This window comes from Actinoplanes sp. NPDC051343 (genome assembly GCF_044455125.1).
GTDB lineage: Bacteria > Actinomycetota > Actinomycetes > Mycobacteriales > Micromonosporaceae > Actinoplanes.
The window spans coordinates 137,598-154,897 of sequence record NZ_JBITEL010000002.1; the positions used below are offsets into that span (position 1 = coordinate 137,598).

Consider the following 17,300-nt stretch of genomic DNA (forward strand, 5'->3'; position numbering starts at 1 on the left):
ACGTCGTGTCGTAAGGTTTCCGTCGTGAGTGTCGAGGCAGGTCAGCGGCGTCGTCTCGAGCCCGACGCGCGCCGCCAGCAGATCCTCTCGGTGGCGGTCCGGCTGTTCGGCGAGCGCGGCTACGCCGACGTCTCGACGACCGATGTGGCCCGCGGTGCCGGGGTCGCGCGGGGCCTGATCAACCACTACTTCGGCACCAAGAAGGACCTCTACCTGGCCGTGGTCCGGGTGATGCTGACCGTGCCCTCCGGTGCCGTCGCCGGCCTGCCCGAGGGTGACCTGCCGACCCGGATCGACGCCCTGGTGACCTGGTTCCTCGACGTGGTGTCGCGGCACTCGACGTCCTGGCTGGCCGCGATCGGCGCCGGAGGGATGGCCGGCGACCCCGACGTCGACCGGGTGATCGGCGAGGCGATCGACGCCGCGGCCGACGGGGTGCTCGAGGGCATCGGGGTGGCCGGGCGGCGCACCGAGGCGCTGCACGCGATGGCCCGGTCGTACGTCTGGTTCTGCACCTCGACCGCCCGGGAGTGGCTGCAGCGGGGTGTGCTGACGCGGGCGCAGGTCCACAAGGTTCTGGCGACGACCTTGCTGGCCATGGCGGCCGAAGTTTTCCTCACCTCGGACAGCTTGGAGAGATAGTTTCCGATTCAGCCGCTCCGAAAGGATGCAGTGCGGCACGCTTAGGCCGTCGGCCGGATCCTCAGCTCAGAACCGTTGTGCCGATAACAGGGACGCGAAGACTGCGACCGGAAGAGGCTCATATGGGACTGAGTGGGGTGTTCGACGACCGCTCCCTGCGGACGAAGATCGGAACGGCGGTGCTGACCGCCGTGGTCAGTGGTCTGGCAGTCGGCGGGCTCGCGCTGACTACTGTTCACCGGCAGAACTCGGACTCCGCCGCCGCCCAGCGCCGCACGATCGCGGTCGAGGAGGCCTCCAGCGCGTTCAGCAAGAACATCGAGGGGTACGGCGGCAGCGTCTCGGCGCTGAAGCTCTACCCCAGCATCAAGGACACGGTGCTCCAAGGCATGAAGGCCGAGGAGGCCGCGATCGCGGGCGCCCTCAACACCTTGCAGGCCAGCCTCGGCTCGGATCAGGCCGCCCTGGCCGAGGTGGCCAAGGCGCAGAACGACTGGCAGGCGTTCCTGGCGTTCATGAACGCGCCGTCGGTGGCCGGCACGCAGGCCGCCACGGCCGCCCAGTTCGCGGACATCCTGAAAAAGTACAACGCGCTCTACGGCGCGCTCGGCGCGGACGAGATCGCCCTGCAGAAGCGGGCCACCACGCTGTCCGACGCGAGCCTCGCCACGGCCGGCTCGAAGGCCCGTACGGCCAGCTGGTGGATCGGCGCCCTGCTCGCGGTCGGCGTGCTCGGCAGTCTCCTGATCGGCTTCCGGGTGGCCGGCCGGGTCCGCCGCGCGGTTCAGGACGTCTCCCACCTGGCCGACGGACTGGCCGAGGGCGACCTGACCCGGACCTCCGGCGTGACCACCAGGGACGAGGTCGGCGTGATGGCCGCCTCGCTGGACCGGGCGATCGCCCGCCTGCGCGAGGACGTCGTCCAGCTGGCCGGCAACGCGACCACCCTGCACAGCGCGGCCGGGCAGTTGACCGCGGTGTCGAGTTCGGTCGACGAGGCCGCCAACCAGGCGTCGGCCCAGGCCGGGTCGGTCGCCTCGGCGGCCGACGTGGTCTCCAACAACCTGCAGGTCGTCTCGGCCGGCTCGGAGGAGATGGGCTCGTCGATCCGCGACATCAGCGTCTCGACGACCGAGGCGTCCGAGGTGGCCGCCCAGGCGGTCCAGGTCGCCGCGCAGACCAACGCGATCGTGGCCCGGCTCGGCGAGTCGTCGTCCGAGATCGCGACAGTGGTCAAGGTGATCACCAGCATCGCCGAGCAGACCAACCTGCTGGCCCTGAACGCGACCATCGAGGCGGCCCGGGCCGGCGACTCCGGCAAGGGTTTCGCGGTCGTCGCGGGCGAGGTCAAGGACCTGGCCCAGGAGACGGCGAAGGCCACCGAGGACATCTCGCGGCGGGTGCAGGCGATCCAGGCCGACACCGACGGCGCGGTGTCCGCGATCGGGGAGATCTCGTCGATCATCGAGCGGATCAACGGCATCCAGCTGACGATCGCCTCGGCGGTCGAGGAGCAGACGGCCACCACGCAGGAGATGAACCGCACGCTGTCGGACGCGGCCGCCGGCGCGGGCAACATCGCCGCCACGATCGGCACGGTCTCCGAGGCGACCCGCCGGACCACCGACACGGTCGGCGACACCCGGCACGCGGCCGACGAGCTGGCCACCACCGCGGCCCAGCTGCAGGGGCTGGTCGCGCGCTTCCGTTACTGAAGGTTCCTAAACTGCCGGGGTGCCTCTTCTCGACGCCCTGCTGCAGTCCGAAGACGTCCCGGCCGTGCTCACCACGGCCGAGGGCACGCTCTCCCGGCACGAACTCCTCGGATGGTCGGCGGCGGTGGCGGCCGGCCTTTCCGGCGCTCCGATCGTCGCGGTCCGGGCGACGCCGACGACCGAGACCGTCGTCGCGGTCACGGCCGCGCTGCTGGCCGGCGTGCCGATCGTTCCGATCCCGCCGGACGCGGGCGACATCGAGCGGGACCATATCCTGCGCGACTCGGGTGCGAGCCTGATGACCGTCACCCGGCCCGGGCGGGCCGGCGACATCCCGGCCGAGGTGAGCGCGGACAAGGCCGCCCTCGTGCTCTACACGAGCGGCACGACCGGCCCGCCGAAGGGCGTGGTGATCTCGCGGGCGGCGATCGCCGCCGACCTCGACGCGCTCGCCGACGCCTGGCAATGGACCCCCGACGACCATCTGGTCCACGGGCTGCCGCTCTATCACGTGCACGGCCTGGTCCTCGGGGTCCTCGGACCCCTCCGGCTCGGATCGAGACTCACGCACACCGGGCGGCCGACCCCCGATGCGTACGCCGGGAGCGCCGGCACCATGTACTTCGGAGTACCCACGGTCTGGTCCCGGGTGGCGGCCGCGCCCGCTTCGGCCCGGGCGCTCGCCCGGGCCCGCCTGCTCGTCTCCGGAAGTGCACCACTGCCGTCCCCGGTCTTCGACGATCTGCGACAGCTCACCGGACAGGCTCCGGTCGAGAGGTACGGCATGACCGAGACCCTGATCACGGTCAGCGCCCGCGCCGACGGCGAACGCCGGGCCGGCCACGTCGGTCTCCCGGTGGCCGGCGTCGGCACGCGCCTGGTCGACGAGGCCGGCGCGGTTCTCCCGGCCGACGGCACGACGATCGGCCATCTGCAGGTGAACGGCCCGACGCTGCTCTCCGGCTACCTGCGCGGCGGTGCCGTCGACCCGGCCCCGCTGGCCGACGGGTGGTACCCGACCGGCGACGTCGCCACGATCGGCCCGGACGGCTGGCACCGCATCGTCGGCCGCGCCTCCACCGACCTGATCAAGACGGGCGGCTACCGGGTCGGCGCGGGCGAGGTCGAGGACGCGCTGCTGCTGCACCCGGCCGTACGGGAAGCGGCCGTGATCGGCGTGCCGCACGCCGACCTGGGCGAGCAGATCACGGCGTTCGTCGTCGCCGACCCGGTCGCGCCCGCCGACCTGATCGCCTTCGTGGCCGCCCGGCTGGCCGCCCACAAGCGCCCGCGCCGGATCCACCTGGTCGACAGCCTGCCCCGCAACGCGATGGGCAAGGTCCAGAAGGCCCGCCTGCGCTAAAGCGCAAACGTCTCGACCAGGTGCGGCGCGTGGCCGGTCGTGATCCACTCGGCGGCGGCCGCGCCGGTGCCGGCGGCCATCATCACGCCGGTGGTGAAGTGGCCGCCCGCGAACCACCCGTTGGCCGTGCCCGGCAACCGGTCGACGACCGGTTGCCGGCCCTCGACGTACGGGCGGAAGCAGCACCACCGCGCCGCGACGGCGGCGCCCTCGGCCGCGGGAACGACGGTGGCCAGGTCTTTCGCCAGCCGATCCGAGATCTCGGGCCGCACCTCGGGCGACCGGTCGCCCTCGTCGAACGTCCCGCCGCAGACGACGGTCCCGTCGGCGAGAGGTGTCCCGCCGCCGAGCGGACCCGCGAGCACACTCCCGAGCCGCCACGGTCCCGGCGCCACCGCCACCATGTGCCCCTTGACCCAGCGCTGTTCCACGCCCTCGTGCCAGGGCGGCGGCACCAGCCCGGTCGCGAACACCACCGCGCCCGCGGTGAAATCCCCGGCCGTGGTGGTCACCCCGGCGATGCGGTCGCCGCGGACGGTCACGCTTTCCAGCCGTACGCCGGTGGCCACCTGGGCGCCTCCGCGCGTCGCGAGCACCGCCGCCAACCGCAGCGGATGCACCGACATCTGGCCGTCGACCAGCAGCGCCGTCCCGCCCTCGGGCATCCGGACGTCCGGTTCCAGCTCCCGCACGGCCGCCGCGTCGAGCCTCGTGAACTGCTGCGGCTGGGCCGTGCGCGTCGCGACATCGGGTGCCTGCCGGGTGACCAGCGGGTCGGCCCCGGCCGGGAACAGGTTGAGCCACCGGGTCGGCCACAGCCCGAGCGCCCCGTCCCACTCGGCGTCCCACCGCCGGTAGATCTCGCGGCTGGCCCGGCCGAACGCCACGAACTCGGGCCCGTCGGTCAGCAGATGCATGTCCGGGGCGATGCCTCCGGCGTTGCCACCCGAGGCCCCGGAGCACAACCGGTCCTCCTTCTCGAGCACCACCACCCGGCCCAGCCCGGCCTGCCGGCAGGCGGTGGCGACGGCCAGGCCGACGATCCCGCCGCCGACCACGAGCACGTCGGGAGCGTGGTCGAGCCGGCCGGGAAGGCCGGGCCGCAACGCCGCACGCTCGGATTCTCGCAGGGTCGTGTCCCACACCGTCGGCCGCTCCATCCGGCCATCCTGCCGCCTTCTCCGATCTTTCGCTCAGTCGTGATCAGCGGGCGCCGATCGGTGGGGTGTGACGACCAACACAGGCACCTCGGTGCGTACGCAGCTCGCGGCCTCCTTCGGGTGCCTGGTGCTCATCACCGCGGCGGTCACGGTGTACGCCGTGATCGCGGTGAGCCAGCTGCGCGCGGCGCAGGACAAGGTCTCCGGGCAGGCGGTGCCCTACCTGACCGGCCTGTCGGACGCCGCCCTGGCCGCCAAGTCGGCCGCCAACGACGAGCGCGGGTACCTGCTGACCGGATCGCCGGAGTACGTCAAGGAGGCGCAGGGCCGCCGTACCGCCGAGAAGGCCGGCCTGGACCGGGCCTACGCCCACGCGACCAGCGCGGCGCAGCGGTCCGCGGTCGACGCCATCCGGTCCGGGCTGGACCGGTTCGACCAGGCGCTCGACCAGGAGTTCCAGGCCTATCCCACCGACCGGGCCGCCGCGCTCGCGCTCTCCGCCGGACCCAACCGCACCCTCCGCAAGGCCTACGAGCAGTCGATCACGAACGCCGATGCGCGCGCGAGCGCCGACGTCGGCGCCGCCCAGCGTGCCGCCTCGGCCACGGCGACCCGGGCCCACCGGATGCTGCTGGTGCTGCTCGCCGCGGTGGTGCTCTGCGGGGCGGCGATCGCGGCCGGGCTCAGCCGTCTCATCACCCGGCCGCTGGCCCGGACGGTCGACGTCATGGAGGCGGCCGCCGCCGGCGACCTCACCGGACGGGTGCCGGGCACCGGCGCGGTCGAGTTCCGGCGGATGGCCGACGCCACCAACCGGATGCTCGCCGCGACCGGGACGGCGGTTGCCACGATCGCCGGGACCGCCTCGAACCTGTCGACCGCGGCCGCCGAACTGTCGCACCTGAGCGACCGGCTCTGCGACTCGGCCGAGCAGGCGGCCGACCGGGCCGGCACGGTCTCGCGGGCGGCCGGGGCCGCGTCGGAGAGCGTGCACACCGTCGCCGCCTCGGGCGAGGGGATGAGCGCGACGATCCGCGAGATCGCCACGTCGGCGACCAGTGCCTCCCAGGTGGTGTCGGCCGCCGTCACGAACGCCGAGGAGGCCCGGGTGACCGTGCGGAAACTGACCAACTCGTCGGCCGAGATCGGCAGCGTGATCAAGCTGATCACCAGCATCGCCGAGCAGACCAACCTGCTCGCTCTCAACGCCACCATCGAGGCGGCCCGGGCCGGCGAGTCCGGGAAGGGGTTCGCCGTGGTGGCCGGGGAGGTCAAGGACCTGGCGCAGGAGACGGCGAAGGCGACCGGGACCATCGCGCGCCAGGTCGCCGAGATCCAGTCCGACACCGAGGGTGCCATGGTCGCGATCGACCAGATCGCCGACGTCATCGCGACGGTCAACGACTACCAGACGACGATCGCCGGGGCGGTCGAGGAGCAGGCGGCGACCACCAACGAGATGGGCCGCTCGGCCGGCGAGGCGGCGACCAGCACGACCGTGATCGCCCAGAACATCACCGGCGTGGCCGAGGCGACCCGCCTGACCAAGGAGCACAGCGACCGGGCGGGCGTGATCGCCTCCACCCTGGACCGCACCGGCCAGGAGCTGGCCGACCTGGTCGGGGCGTTCCGCTACTGAGCCCGTCCGCCCGGCGGCGGGCGAGCATTCACCTGGCGGCCAGCGGCAATACATCGACCATGGGCGATGGGTGGCCTAGGGTCGGCGGCATGAGCCACCTTCGCGCACGAGTGATGGCCGTCGCGGCCGTGCTGGCCCTCGCTCCGGCCTGGGCGCCGCAAGCCGCCCGGGCCGCGACGGGCGACGATCTGCCGTTCGCGTCGGCGGTCTTCCGGGCCACGCACAACTCCTACTCGGGCAACATCGGCGGGGCGCGCGGGTCGATCGGGCAGCAGCTGGACGCCGGCGTCCGCTACGTCGAGTTCGACGTCTGGAGCGGGTCCTACGCGAGCCCCGGCGACTATCAGGTCGGGCACGGCTCGGCCGGCGACCAGGTCGACCACACCGGCGGCAACCCGGCCGGGAACCAGCTGCGGGCCTGGCTGACCACCGTCGGCGCCTGGTCGGCCGCGCATCCAGCCGCCGCGCCGGTCACCGTCATGCTCGATCTGAAGGACGACCTGACCACCCGAACGTCGTACGCGGCCGGGAACTTCGCCGCCCTCAATGAGGAGATCGGTGACGTCTTCGGGTCTCGTCTGGTGCGCCAGGGTGCGCTCGGCACGGTCGGCTCGCTGCGGGGCCGCGACATCGTGCTGTTGTCGGGCAGTGCCGCGGCGCGCGGCGGCTACCTCAAGGACACCGGCGCCGGCCCGGCCGTCGCGATCAACGGCAAGGGCCAGGTCGTCGAGGTGCACGACAACGGGTCCGGCACGCTCTGGTACTGGACCGGGCAGTACGGCGCCGACGGGCGGCTGACCTGGCTGCGGCACGGGAAGTACGACACCGGCAGGAACGCGGCCGTCGCTCTCAACGACAGCGGCACGCTGGTCGAGGTGCATCAGGCGCCGAGCGGCAACAGCCTCTGGTCGCACGCCGGCCGGCTCGACGCCTCGGGCGAGATCTCCTGGTCCGCCCCGGCCGGATACGACACCGGGGCGCTGCCCACGGTCGCCTTCACCGACCCGGCCGGTACTGCCGTGCGGGAGATCCACAAGAGCCAGGCCGGCACCCAGAACTGGGACTGGGCGGGCACCGCCGGGACCACCGGCGTCACCTGGACGACCCACGCGTCCACGAGCGACCCCCGGTTCCCGACGACCTCGGCCGCCTCGTCCGGGCGTACGGTCAAGGTCGCCGGAGGCGATGCTCTGACCGCGACCACCGACCGGGCCCCGGCCGGCCGCATCCGGTTCCCCCAGCTGGCGTTCGTCGAATATCAGGCCGGCGACAGCGCCGAACTCCGGATCGGCGCGCTGTTCTGGGCCGCGACCGCCTCCGACAAGTCGTTCATCGTGTCGGCCCGGCAGGCCGGCGTCAGTGCCCGCGGCTGGGACTTCGACTCGGCGTCGCTCGCCACCGACCCGCTCGCCAACTTCCCGGCGACCAACAACCCGAACGCCGCCTGGTATCAGACGCTCCTGGGTCAGGCCGGCGCGCAGGCATAAAAGTGCACATTGATGCACACCTTTAGACGCGGTCTTGCTCCGATCGAACATCTTCGGTCTAGATTCACGCCATGGCATCGCGCAGGCACCTGTTCCAGCTGGGCGGCATCGCGGCCGCAACGCCCCTGATCCCGGCACCGCATCACGGCGAGTCCTCGGTGGACCCGGCCGTGCGGCCGCCGGCCGTGCCCCTGGTCGTCCGCTCGCCGTACCTCAGCACCTGGCTCGCCGCCGACAACCTGCCCGGCACCTGGCCCAGCTTCTGGACCGGACGCATCACCGCGATGACCGGCCTCGCCACCATCGACGGCACGCCGTACCTGTTCCTCGGATCGCCGGCGTCGCCCACCGCCTTCCCGTTCCCGACCCTGCGGCAGCTCTCGCTGACCGTGACCGCCACGAAGTCGGAGTTCGTGCTCACCCAGGCCGGGGTCGAGCTGACCGTGACGTTCCTGTCGCCGATCACGCCCGGCGACCTGAAACACCAGTCGCAGCCGCTCAGCTACATATCGGTGAGCGCGCGGGCGGTCGACGGCCGGGCCCACCAGGTCAGCGTCTACTTCGACATCTCCGGCGAGTGGGCCTCCGGGGACTCCGGCCGGCAGATCACCTGGGACCAGGAGACCACCTCGGGCGTGGTCAACCTGTCGTACCACCAGACGCAGCCGCAGGTGCTCCGGGAGAGCGCGGACACCGCCGAGTGGGGCACGGTCGCGATCTCCGCACCGGCCAAGCCGGGACTGACCTGGCAGATCGGCGCGGACGTCGACGTGCGCAGGCAGTTCGCCACCCAGAGCGCGCTGGCCGACGCCGCCGACGCCGCCAAGCCCCGGGCGATCAACGACCGGTGGCCGGTGTTCGCGCTCAACCAGAACCTGGGTGCGGTCGGCAGCCACCCCTCCGGGCCGTTCGTGATCAGCCTCGGGCAGATCCGCGAACCGGCGGCCAGCTACCTCGGCACGCCTCTGCCGCCGCTGTGGAAGAGCTACTGGCCGTCGTGGCCGGAGATGGTCGCCGCCTTCCTCGGCGACTTCGCCGCCTCGGTCACCCGGTCGGCCCGGCTGGACGCCCGCATCGACAAAGACGCGACCAAGGCGGGCGGCAAGGCCTACGCGGCGCTGTGCGCCCTGGCTTTCCGGCAGGCGTACGCGGGGACGGAGCTGGTCAGCCGCAACGGCGAGCCGTGGGCCTTCCTCAAGGAGATCTCCAGCGACGGCAACATGCAGACGATCGACGTGACCTACCCGGCCATGCCCGTCTTCCTCTACGCCGACCCGCAATATCTGGGCCTGCTGCTCGCCCCGATCCTCGACTACGTCGAGAACCACGCCTATCCGAAGGTCTTCGCCCCGCACGACCTCGGCTCGCAGTACCCGAACGCGGACGGCCACCTCAACGGCACCGGCGAGGAGGACATGCCGGTCGAGGAGTCGGCCAACATGCTCATCATGGCCGCCGCGTACCTGCAGCGGGCCCCGCACTCCTCCTTCGCCACCCAGCACTACAAGATCTTCAAGCAGTGGGCCGACTACCTGGTGGCCAACGCCCTCGACCCCGACCTGCAGAACCAGACCGACGACTTCACCGGCTTCATCGCCCACAGCGTCAACCTGGCGCTGAAGGGCATCATCGGCATCGGCGCGATGAGCCACATCGCCACCATGGCCGGCCAGGCGTCGGACGCGGCCGCCTACCTGGCGACGGCTCGCTCCTACATCGGCCAGTGGCAGGCGAAGGCCACCGACTCCTCGGGCAGGCACCTGAAGCTGGCGTACGACCAGGACGGCACGTGGAGCCTGAAGTACAACGGCTACGCCGACGCCGTACTCGGCCTGGGCCTGGTGCCGGCGTCAGTGGCCCGCACCGAGGCCGCCTGGTACGTGTCCCGCGCCGCCACCGACGGCGTACCCCTGGACATCCGCCACGGCTACACGAAGGCCGACTGGGAGATGTGGACAGCGGCGTGGCTGAAGGACCACCACGAGATCCGCGACCTGCTGATCAACGGCCTCTACACCTTCGCCGACACGACCGGCCAGCGCGTCCCGATGACCGACTGGTACGACACGGTGACCGATCGCCAGAGCGGCTTCCAGTCCCGCCCGGTGGTCGGCGGCTTCTTCGCCCTCCTCACGGTGTAGCCGGGGCGGTCGCGGCTCAACTGAACAGCCAGCCGTACCAGTCGGTGAGGTTGTCGCCGCGGGTCGCCGACACCGTGACCACCGTGGCGGCCGGGTTGACCGACGCCACGTGCAGGCGGCACGCGTCGATGTCGAAGTCCACGTAGGGCAGCAGGTCGAGCTTGTTGATCACGACCAGGTCGGCCGCCGCGAAGATGTACGGGTACTTCAGGGGCTTGTCCGTCCCCTCGGTCACCGAGATGAGCACCACCTGGCCGGCCTCGCCGAGATCGAACCGGGCCGGGCCGACCAGGTTCCCGACGTTCTCCACGAACAGCAGCGACTTCGGCGCCGGGTCGAGAACGTCGAGCGCCCGGTCCAGCGTCGGCGCGTCGAGATGGCCGGCGGCACCGGTGTTGACCTGCACGACGTCGACGCCGGTGCGCCGGATCCGGTCGGCGTCCAGCGCGGTCTCCTGGTCGGCCTCGACGACCGCGATCGACCGCCGGCCGCCCAGGTCCTGGATCGTCCGTTCGAGCAGCGTGGTCTTGCCCGACCCGGGGGAGCTCATGAGGTTGACCGCCCGCACGCCCAGCGCCTCCAGCCGCGCCCGGACGGCGGAGGCGACCTCGTCGCACGCACCCGGCGCGTACATCGTTCCGCCACCTCCATGGAGACCATCGGCTACGTCGGCGCTGCCGTAGGGACACAACAGAATCGGGTTGCCGAGGCGTACGTCAAGACCGCAGGCGCGGCAGAGAGCCCCCGCTCTGATTCGGACACTCAACCGCCGCACGCGGCGTCCGTCGGCCCGATCGCGGACCGCGCCGACAATGCTCGGCGGGCGTGCCTTCGGACATGAAGTCCCCACGCGGTGGATTGACACCGTTACGCGCTGTAGGGCTACTCTGTTACGCACATCACACGTAAGGCCGCATCTTCTGACGGGGGTCCTGTTGCCCCGGAGAGCGGGTCACATGCCTTCCGCGGACACCGGGGAAGTCGGCTGCGACGGCGATCCGGTCGCGCTGTGAGCGACTACCGTTTCGCCGTCCGCGACATCATCTCGGAACCCTATGCCGTGGCCCCGCAACTGACCGCCCGGCTGCGGATCGAGGAGAGCACCGGCGTCCAGGTGCACGCGATCGCCCTGCGCTGTCAGGTGCGCATCGAACCGCAGCGGCGCCGGTACGACGAGGTCTCGGCGGCCGCGCTGCTCGGCCTCTTCGGCGAGCGGGCCCGGTGGAGTGACACCCTCAAGCCGTTCACCTGGATGCATTGCAACGCCACGGTCCCCGGCTTTTCCGGGCACGCCGAGTTTGCCCTCGCCCTGCCCTGCACCTATGACCTCGACGTCATCGGCACCCGCTATCTGCATGCGCTGGACGCCGGCGACATCCCGCTCACGTTCCTGTTCTCCGGCACCATTTTCACCCGGGCCGAATCCGGCTTCGCGGTCGAACCGGTGCCGTGGGCGTGCGAGGCCCATTTCGACCTGCCGGTGTTCGTCTGGCGCCAGATGATCGAGTCCTATTTCCCGGACACCGGCTGGCTCCGGCTCAGCTCCGACACCCTGGTCGCGCTGGCCGAATTCCGGGCCCGGCACGGTGTCACGAGCTGGGACGAGACCATCGACAAACTGCTCGGTGACGCGTCATGACAATCGAACCGCTATCGGAGGAGGAAGACCGCACATGAGGTTTCTGGGAGTGCCCACGATGCCCGCCGCCGGTGCCGTGGCCGACAGATCCTTACCCGGCGCCCGCCGCTCCCTCGAGATCCGCTCGATGTGACCGGGCGCGTCCTGGTCGCGGGGATCGGCAACCTCTTCCTCGGCGACGACGGCTTCGGGCCCGAGGTGGTGCGGCGACTCGCGGCGGGCGGTTCCCCGCCGCCGGGCGTACGCGTCCTCGACTACGGCATCCGCGGTATGCATCTGGCCTATGACCTGCTCGACGGCTGGGACACCCTGATCCTGGTGGACGCCCTGCCCGCGACCAGCGGCCCGCCCGGCCAGGTCATCGTGCGGGAGATCCGGCCCGGCGACCTGGAACCCGGTGACTTCGACGCGCACGGCATGCAGCCCCTGGCCGTACTGGGAAGTCTGACCGCCATGGGCGGAAAGCTGCCGCCGACCGTCGTCGTGGGTTGTCCGGTCGAGTCGACGCGTGAGGGCATCGGTCTGAGCCCGGCCATGTCGGCCGCCGTCCCGGCCGCGATCGACATCGTGCTGGATCTGCTCGACCGCCTGCCGCTGACCGAGCCGCTGACCGAGCGCGGGAGGCCCTGACACGCTCGGTGGTCGCCGCGCTTATCGAGAGTCACGGGCGTCGCCAACTCTCTTTTGAATCGTCGGCGACAAACAAGGGGAGCGCGGTCCTTTGTGCCTCGCCGACAAAGATGTACTCTCCAGTAACATTGACGCTTGACGATCAAAATAGCGCCGGACTAACTTCGGGCTCATCCTTCTTTTCCTAGCGAATTCGCCTTCAGGGAGACGCGAAAATGGATGAGCCCAGTTTCGGCCGTACCCGTTGGCGCCGGTTCGGCCTCCTCATGCTCCTGTCCGGCGGCATCACCGCGGGCATGGTCGGCCTGGTCGCCAACGGAGCGCTCGCGGTCGGCTTCAACGTCTCCGGCCAGAACTTCAAGGTGCGCGCCGACAAGCTCGTGGCCACCGGCTTCGTGCAGTACGGCAGTGTCGACGCCGCCATCGACCCGGGCAGCAACCCGCCCCAGCAGAAGCCGGAGCCGGTCGCCGTCTCGGCCATGAAAACCGCCGAGATCACCAACCTGTGCCAGTCCGTCGTCACCGACCTCGGCGTCTTCGGCAAGGTCACCCTGGTGATCACCGCGGGCGACGCCGGCAAGCCGGTCACCGCCACCGACATGGTCGTCGACATGACCCGCCTCGACGGCGACGCCGACTTCCACTCGATCGAGATCGGCCGCGACGCCAGCACTCTGGACAAGGGCCCGACCAACGACCCGGCCGAGCTGGCCCAGCGCCGCCAGGGCTTCTTCGGCCAGCAGGCCACCTCGGTCACGATCACCAACCTGCAGCAGACCGCCTGGTCGACGATGGCCAGCGAGTTCAACCTCAAGCACCTGTCCATGCAGCTGCACTGGGGCCAGGACGAGTGCTTCTGACATCCCCCAGCGGGAACCCCTGACATCCCCCAGCGGGAACTTCTGACATCCCCTGCGGGAACTTCTGACATCCCCCTGCGAGAAGGAGACACGGCATGAGCCGTAACCGCGTCCTGCGTGCCGCGCCGCTCGGCGCCGCGGCCGCCCTGGTGGCCGGCGTCGGTCTGGTCGCACTGACCGCCGGGCCGGCCCTGGCGGCAACCGGCACCACCGTCACCCCGGCCGGCGACTCGTACTCGGCGAGCCTGGTGCCGGGGACCACGGCCGGCTTCGTCGTCGGCTCGACGACGGTGACGTGCAACCAGTCGGCCAACACCGGCACCATCCCGGCCGCCCCCGACAACTCGAGCGCGGCCGGCCCGGTCATCTCCCCGGTGACCCCGCCGACGTTCGCCAACAACGGCGGCGCCTGCCCGACCAACGTCCTGTTCACCACCGCGACCACGGCCACCAACTCGACCAACGGCTCGTGGACGATCGGCCTGCAGTACGACGCGGCCGGTTCGACCGGCACGATGACGATCCCGCAGGCGGGCGTCGTCACCACGATCTCCGGCCTGGCCACGTGCACGATCACGGTCGCGCCCGACGGCCCGGCCGCGATCACCGGCCCCTGGGTCGCCGGCACCGCAACCGCCGCGCCGCAGCTGGACTTCTCGGCCGGCGTCTCGCTGCCGATCAAGGTGACCGGCGGCTTCGGCTGCCCGACCGGCGCCACGGCGGCGACCTTCACCGCCCGCTACCAGATCACCGACACGACCGACGGAACCCAGCAGGTCACGGTCGCCGAGACGGCGTCCGCCCCGACGACGGATCCCACCGACACCCCCTCCGCCTGACCGAGATCCCCCGATCAGGCACCAGCTCGGCGGCCGCACCTCCACGCGGCCGCCGAGCCGTGTGGTCCCAGCGCCGGCGCCGTGGGTCTCACCCCGGCTGAGGGCCGGCCAGCCGCAGCACGATCTCCAACTGGCGCCGGGTATCGGCCGGCAGCACGGCGATGCGCTCGATCAGGTCGTCGCCGGTCAGCGCCGTCTCCCAGGTGCAGAAGATCTTGCCGCCCCGGGGGAAGGCAACCCGGACGACCCCCAGCCCGGCGATCCCGACCTCGGCGCCGGTGGCGATGATGGACGGACCGGCCGCCGCCAGCATGCGTTCGCGCGTCTCGTCGTCCGCGGCCTCGGCCCCGGTGAGGAGCAGGAAGCCGCGCCTCTGGTCGTCGGTAGCCGGCTCGACCACCCGGATGGCCCGGTCATCGCCGAGAAGGACCACCGGCGTCCGCCCGTCCAGCCGCGCCCACCACACCTCGCCGCTGCGCACGGCACCAGACTGGCACACGATGCTCAGCAACTGTGAGTTATCTGCGCGTTGCCAGCAGCAGCGTGGTCTCGACTGCCATCAGCACCTCGTCGTCGAACAGCTCCGTCAGCCGCTCCAGCAACCGCTGCTGTACGTCGGGCGGCAGCATCCGGAACTGCGAGCGGGTCTGCGTGAGCCCGATGAAGTCCGCCGCCGGCACGGCGAGGCGGTTGAGGTAGTGCCGGCTGGCGAGATCGCCGAACTGCTTCGCGCCGGCCAACTCGTCACCCGGCCATTGGGACCAGGCCAGTTCCGGCGGCACCGACAGAGTCCGGATCGTGACCGTGGGCGCCAGCTCGGCGAAGACGTTCACGAAGGCCTTCTGCAACTGCGCGTCGGCGATCCGCTCGTTGTTCCAGAACAGCGCCAAGGTGCCGCCGTCCGCGAGTGCCTCCGCCGTCAGCGGCCAGCGTGTTTCCGGCGCGGTCCAGTGCCAGGCCTCGGCGCTGAACACCAGCCCGAATCGTTCCGCAGGCCGGAACTCCTCGAAGGTGCGGTGTTCGATCCGCGCGCCGGGGGCGTTGCGGGCCAGGAGAGCCGCCATCCCGGCGTCCGGCTCGATCGCCGTGACCTCGACGCCCCGGCTCGCGAAGGCGGCCGTCGCCCGGCCCGTTCCCGCGCCGATCTCGAGCGCTCGCCGGACCGCGCCGCTGTAGCCGAGGACGTCGTCGAACAGCTCCGGCGGGTAGGGCTTGCGCACGCGGTCATAGACGTCGGCGACTTCCCCGAAAACTCGAGCCTGGACCTTTTTCGCCATGCCCGCACCATACTGATCAACGGGTCGCCTATTTGGTCGGTGCGACGATGCCGTACTCATGGATCTTGCGGTAGATGGTGGCCCGGGACATGCCGAGGGCGGCCGCGGCCTTGATCTTGTTGCCGTTCCAGTCGAGGAGGCTGCGGACGATCGCATCGCGCTCCATCGCCTCCAGCGGGCTCAGCAGTCGCCGGCTGACCGTGCGGCACTCGGGCGGCAGGTCGTCGGGCTGGATCGAGCCGCTGCGGCGCCGCTGGACGATGTTGCGGAGCACCTGCCACAGCTGCTCGATGTTGCCCGGCCAGCTCGACCGGCAGAGCATCTGCATCGCCTCCGGCGAGCACGTCAGCCGGCCGTCCGGCACCAGCCGGGCCAGGAAGAACGGCACCAGCGCCTGCACGTCCTCGAGGTGGTAGCGCAGCGGCGGCAGCTCGACCGTGCTCGGGAAGAAGCGCAGCACGTCGGCCAGGTCGCCCGCGTCGTGGCGCTGGCTCATCGTCATGGCCACCCAGGGCGCTGTCCGGCCGGCGCGGGCCTGCTCCAGCAGCCGGGCCAGGGCGCGCAGTGGCGCGTGCCCGATCCGGTCGGCGTGCTGGATGACCACCGCGCCCTCGCCGCCGTCGATCTCCCGGCGTACGTCGGCGAGCCAGCCGCGTCCGTTCGTGGCCGCGTCGACGACCGCGAAGTGGGCGCCCGGGCTGTCGTGCTGGTGGATCGCCCGGATCACGGCCAGCTTCCCGACCCCGGCCTCGCCCTCCAGGGTCAGCCACTCGCCGGCACTGTAGACGGACCGCACCTGGTGGCATCCGCGCAGCCACAGGCCGCCCGAGCCGACCAGCCCAGGCAGGAAGGCCCGGGGCGACGGCGACGTGGAGAGAGCGGCGGCGCCCGGCTTCTCCGCCATCTTGACCTGCACGATGCCGCCGGTCAGGCGTCCCTCGCCGCGCACCGGCCGGCAGTACATGCGGGCCTTGGCTCCGCTCGGCAGCTCCACCACCAGCGACGCCGTCGGGTTGCGGCCGGCGAGCACCTCGGCCGCCCTGGTCAGCAGCAACGCCTGCTCGGCCGGGTCGAGGGCGTGCCGGGCGGTGTCGTTCATCATCACGACGTCGTTGTTGAGGGCGAAGACGATCCCGGCCGTACGGCGGCAGGTGCGCAGGTATTCCTGCAGGAGTTCCAGTTCCCGGATGCCGCTGTCGGCCAGCATCGCCTGCTGGATCTGCCCGGCGGTCGAGCGGGCCAGCGTCATCAGCAGCGGGTCGGCGTCGCGGCGCCAGCAGGTCAGGTCGATCGCGCCGACGGTCTTGCCGGAGATCGGGTGGTGGATCGGCACCCCGGCACAGGCCAGATCCTCCAGGTGCTCGGCGTAGTGCTCGTGGCCGAACACCTGCATCGGCCGGCCGCCTTCGAGCGCGGTGCCGATGCCGTTGGTGCCGACGTGCTCCTCGGCGTAGCTGAAGCCGGGCGCCAGGTTCACCCGGTCGAGGTGGGAGTCGAGGTCCCGGCCGGCATCCAGACGGGTGAGCACCAGGCCGGCCTGGTCGGTCAGGATGATGCTGATCGGCTGCCCGTCGAGGTGCTCGCGCAGATGGCGCAAGACCGGCAGAGCGCTGCGGGTGAGCGGGGTGTCGAGGTCGGGGTCGCGCTGGTAGGACAGGTCGATCCGGTCGGCGGCCACGTTCCATCGCCGGGACCGCCACCACGAGGCCAGGATGGCGTCGCGGACCTGGTGGGGGTCGACGTCCGAGGCGGTGAGGAACTGTTCTCGGGTCTTGGCGAGTGCGTTGTCGGGGGATCGTTTCGGCGGCATGGGACACCCCCTCGCCGGGCACGCTCGGGTTTCAGACTGGTTACACCGTACGCGTCGACTCGGTGACTCTCGTCTCATGTTGAGACCCCAGATTGTCG

Annotated in this window: 15 protein-coding genes; 10 read left to right on the forward strand and 5 right to left on the reverse strand. The window is 71.4% G+C overall.

The genetic code is table 11. From position 1 onward, the window contains the following. The first annotated feature begins 24 nt into the window (after positions 1–24). From ACIA5C_RS07395 to ACIA5C_RS07405, 3 genes are all read left to right on the forward strand, one after another. The gene (locus ACIA5C_RS07395; protein ID WP_396052275.1) at positions 25–642 is read left to right on the forward strand and encodes a TetR/AcrR family transcriptional regulator; all 618 of its coding nucleotides are present in this window, start codon (positions 25–27) and stop codon (positions 640–642) included. Positions 643–764: 122 nt separating this feature from the next. Next, on the forward strand, positions 765–2,357 hold the full coding sequence (locus tag ACIA5C_RS07400) for a methyl-accepting chemotaxis protein (RefSeq protein WP_396052277.1): 1,593 nt from the start codon (positions 765–767) through the stop codon (positions 2,355–2,357). Positions 2,358–2,376: 19 nt separating this feature from the next. Then, positions 2,377–3,720 (forward strand): AMP-binding protein, encoded by a 1,344-nt coding sequence (locus ACIA5C_RS07405; protein WP_396052279.1) that lies wholly within the window; start codon positions 2,377–2,379, stop codon positions 3,718–3,720. Here ACIA5C_RS07405 and ACIA5C_RS07410 read toward each other — a convergent pair. Then, complete coding sequence (locus ACIA5C_RS07410; protein WP_396052280.1) at positions 3,717–4,880, reverse strand: NAD(P)/FAD-dependent oxidoreductase; 1,164 nt, start codon at positions 4,878–4,880, stop codon at positions 3,717–3,719. The two genes, ACIA5C_RS07405 and ACIA5C_RS07410, sit on opposite strands and share 4 nt — an antisense overlap. A 67-nt stretch (positions 4,881–4,947) precedes the next feature. On the opposite strand from ACIA5C_RS07410, the gene ACIA5C_RS07415 reads away from it, so the two are divergent. From ACIA5C_RS07415 to ACIA5C_RS07425, 3 genes are all read left to right on the forward strand, one after another. Beyond that, positions 4,948–6,519, forward strand: coding sequence for a methyl-accepting chemotaxis protein (locus ACIA5C_RS07415; protein ID WP_396052281.1), 1,572 nt, complete (start codon positions 4,948–4,950; stop codon positions 6,517–6,519). 89 nt (positions 6,520–6,608) lie between these two features. Next, on the forward strand, positions 6,609–8,006 hold the full coding sequence (locus ACIA5C_RS07420; RefSeq protein WP_396052283.1) for a hypothetical protein: 1,398 nt from the start codon (positions 6,609–6,611) through the stop codon (positions 8,004–8,006). Between the two features lie 71 nt (positions 8,007–8,077). Next, on the forward strand, positions 8,078–10,147 hold the full coding sequence (locus ACIA5C_RS07425; protein ID WP_396052285.1) for a glutaminase domain-containing protein: 2,070 nt from the start codon (positions 8,078–8,080) through the stop codon (positions 10,145–10,147). A 16-nt stretch (positions 10,148–10,163) separates the two neighbouring features. Here ACIA5C_RS07425 and hypB read toward each other — a convergent pair whose 3' ends face one another. Further along, on the reverse strand, positions 10,164–10,781 hold the full coding sequence (hypB, locus tag ACIA5C_RS07430; RefSeq protein WP_396052286.1) for a hydrogenase nickel incorporation protein HypB: 618 nt from the start codon (positions 10,779–10,781) through the stop codon (positions 10,164–10,166). A gap of 375 nt (positions 10,782–11,156) precedes the next feature. On the opposite strand from hypB, the gene ACIA5C_RS07435 reads away from it, so the two are divergent. The 4 genes from ACIA5C_RS07435 (at position 11,157) to ACIA5C_RS07450 (ending at position 14,115) form a co-directional block, all read left to right on the forward strand. Beyond that, entirely contained in the window at positions 11,157–11,786 is a 630-nt protein-coding gene (locus ACIA5C_RS07435; protein ID WP_396052287.1) for a DUF6084 family protein, read from the forward strand. 129 nt (positions 11,787–11,915) lie between these two features. After that, positions 11,916–12,416, forward strand: a complete 501-nt coding sequence (locus ACIA5C_RS07440; RefSeq protein WP_396052289.1) for a hydrogenase maturation protease — start codon at positions 11,916–11,918, stop codon at positions 12,414–12,416. A 215-nt stretch (positions 12,417–12,631) separates the two neighbouring features. After that, a complete protein-coding gene (locus ACIA5C_RS07445) occupies positions 12,632–13,276 on the forward strand; it encodes a DUF6230 family protein (RefSeq protein WP_396052291.1) in 645 nt (214 codons plus the stop codon). A 95-nt stretch (positions 13,277–13,371) separates the two neighbouring features. After that, positions 13,372–14,115: a hypothetical protein gene (locus tag ACIA5C_RS07450; RefSeq protein WP_396052292.1), complete on the forward strand. Its 744-nt coding sequence runs from the start codon at positions 13,372–13,374 to the stop codon at positions 14,113–14,115. An 88-nt stretch (positions 14,116–14,203) separates the two neighbouring features. Here the strand turns inward: ACIA5C_RS07450 and ACIA5C_RS07455 are convergent, their stop codons facing one another. The 3 genes from ACIA5C_RS07455 to ACIA5C_RS07465 are packed head-to-tail and all read right to left on the reverse strand — an operon-like array spanning position 14,204 to position 17,202. Beyond that, positions 14,204–14,596 carry a hypothetical protein gene (locus ACIA5C_RS07455; protein ID WP_396052294.1) on the reverse strand — a complete coding sequence of 131 codons (393 nt, stop codon included), beginning with the start codon at positions 14,594–14,596 and terminating at the stop codon, positions 14,204–14,206. Between the two features lie 37 nt (positions 14,597–14,633). Further along, positions 14,634–15,392 (reverse strand): class I SAM-dependent methyltransferase, encoded by a 759-nt coding sequence (locus ACIA5C_RS07460; RefSeq protein ID WP_396052295.1) that lies wholly within the window; start codon positions 15,390–15,392, stop codon positions 14,634–14,636. Between the two features lie 28 nt (positions 15,393–15,420). Next, positions 15,421–17,202: a sigma-54-dependent Fis family transcriptional regulator gene (locus ACIA5C_RS07465; RefSeq protein WP_396052297.1), complete on the reverse strand. Its 1,782-nt coding sequence runs from the start codon at positions 17,200–17,202 to the stop codon at positions 15,421–15,423. Positions 17,203–17,300 lie beyond the last annotated feature (98 nt).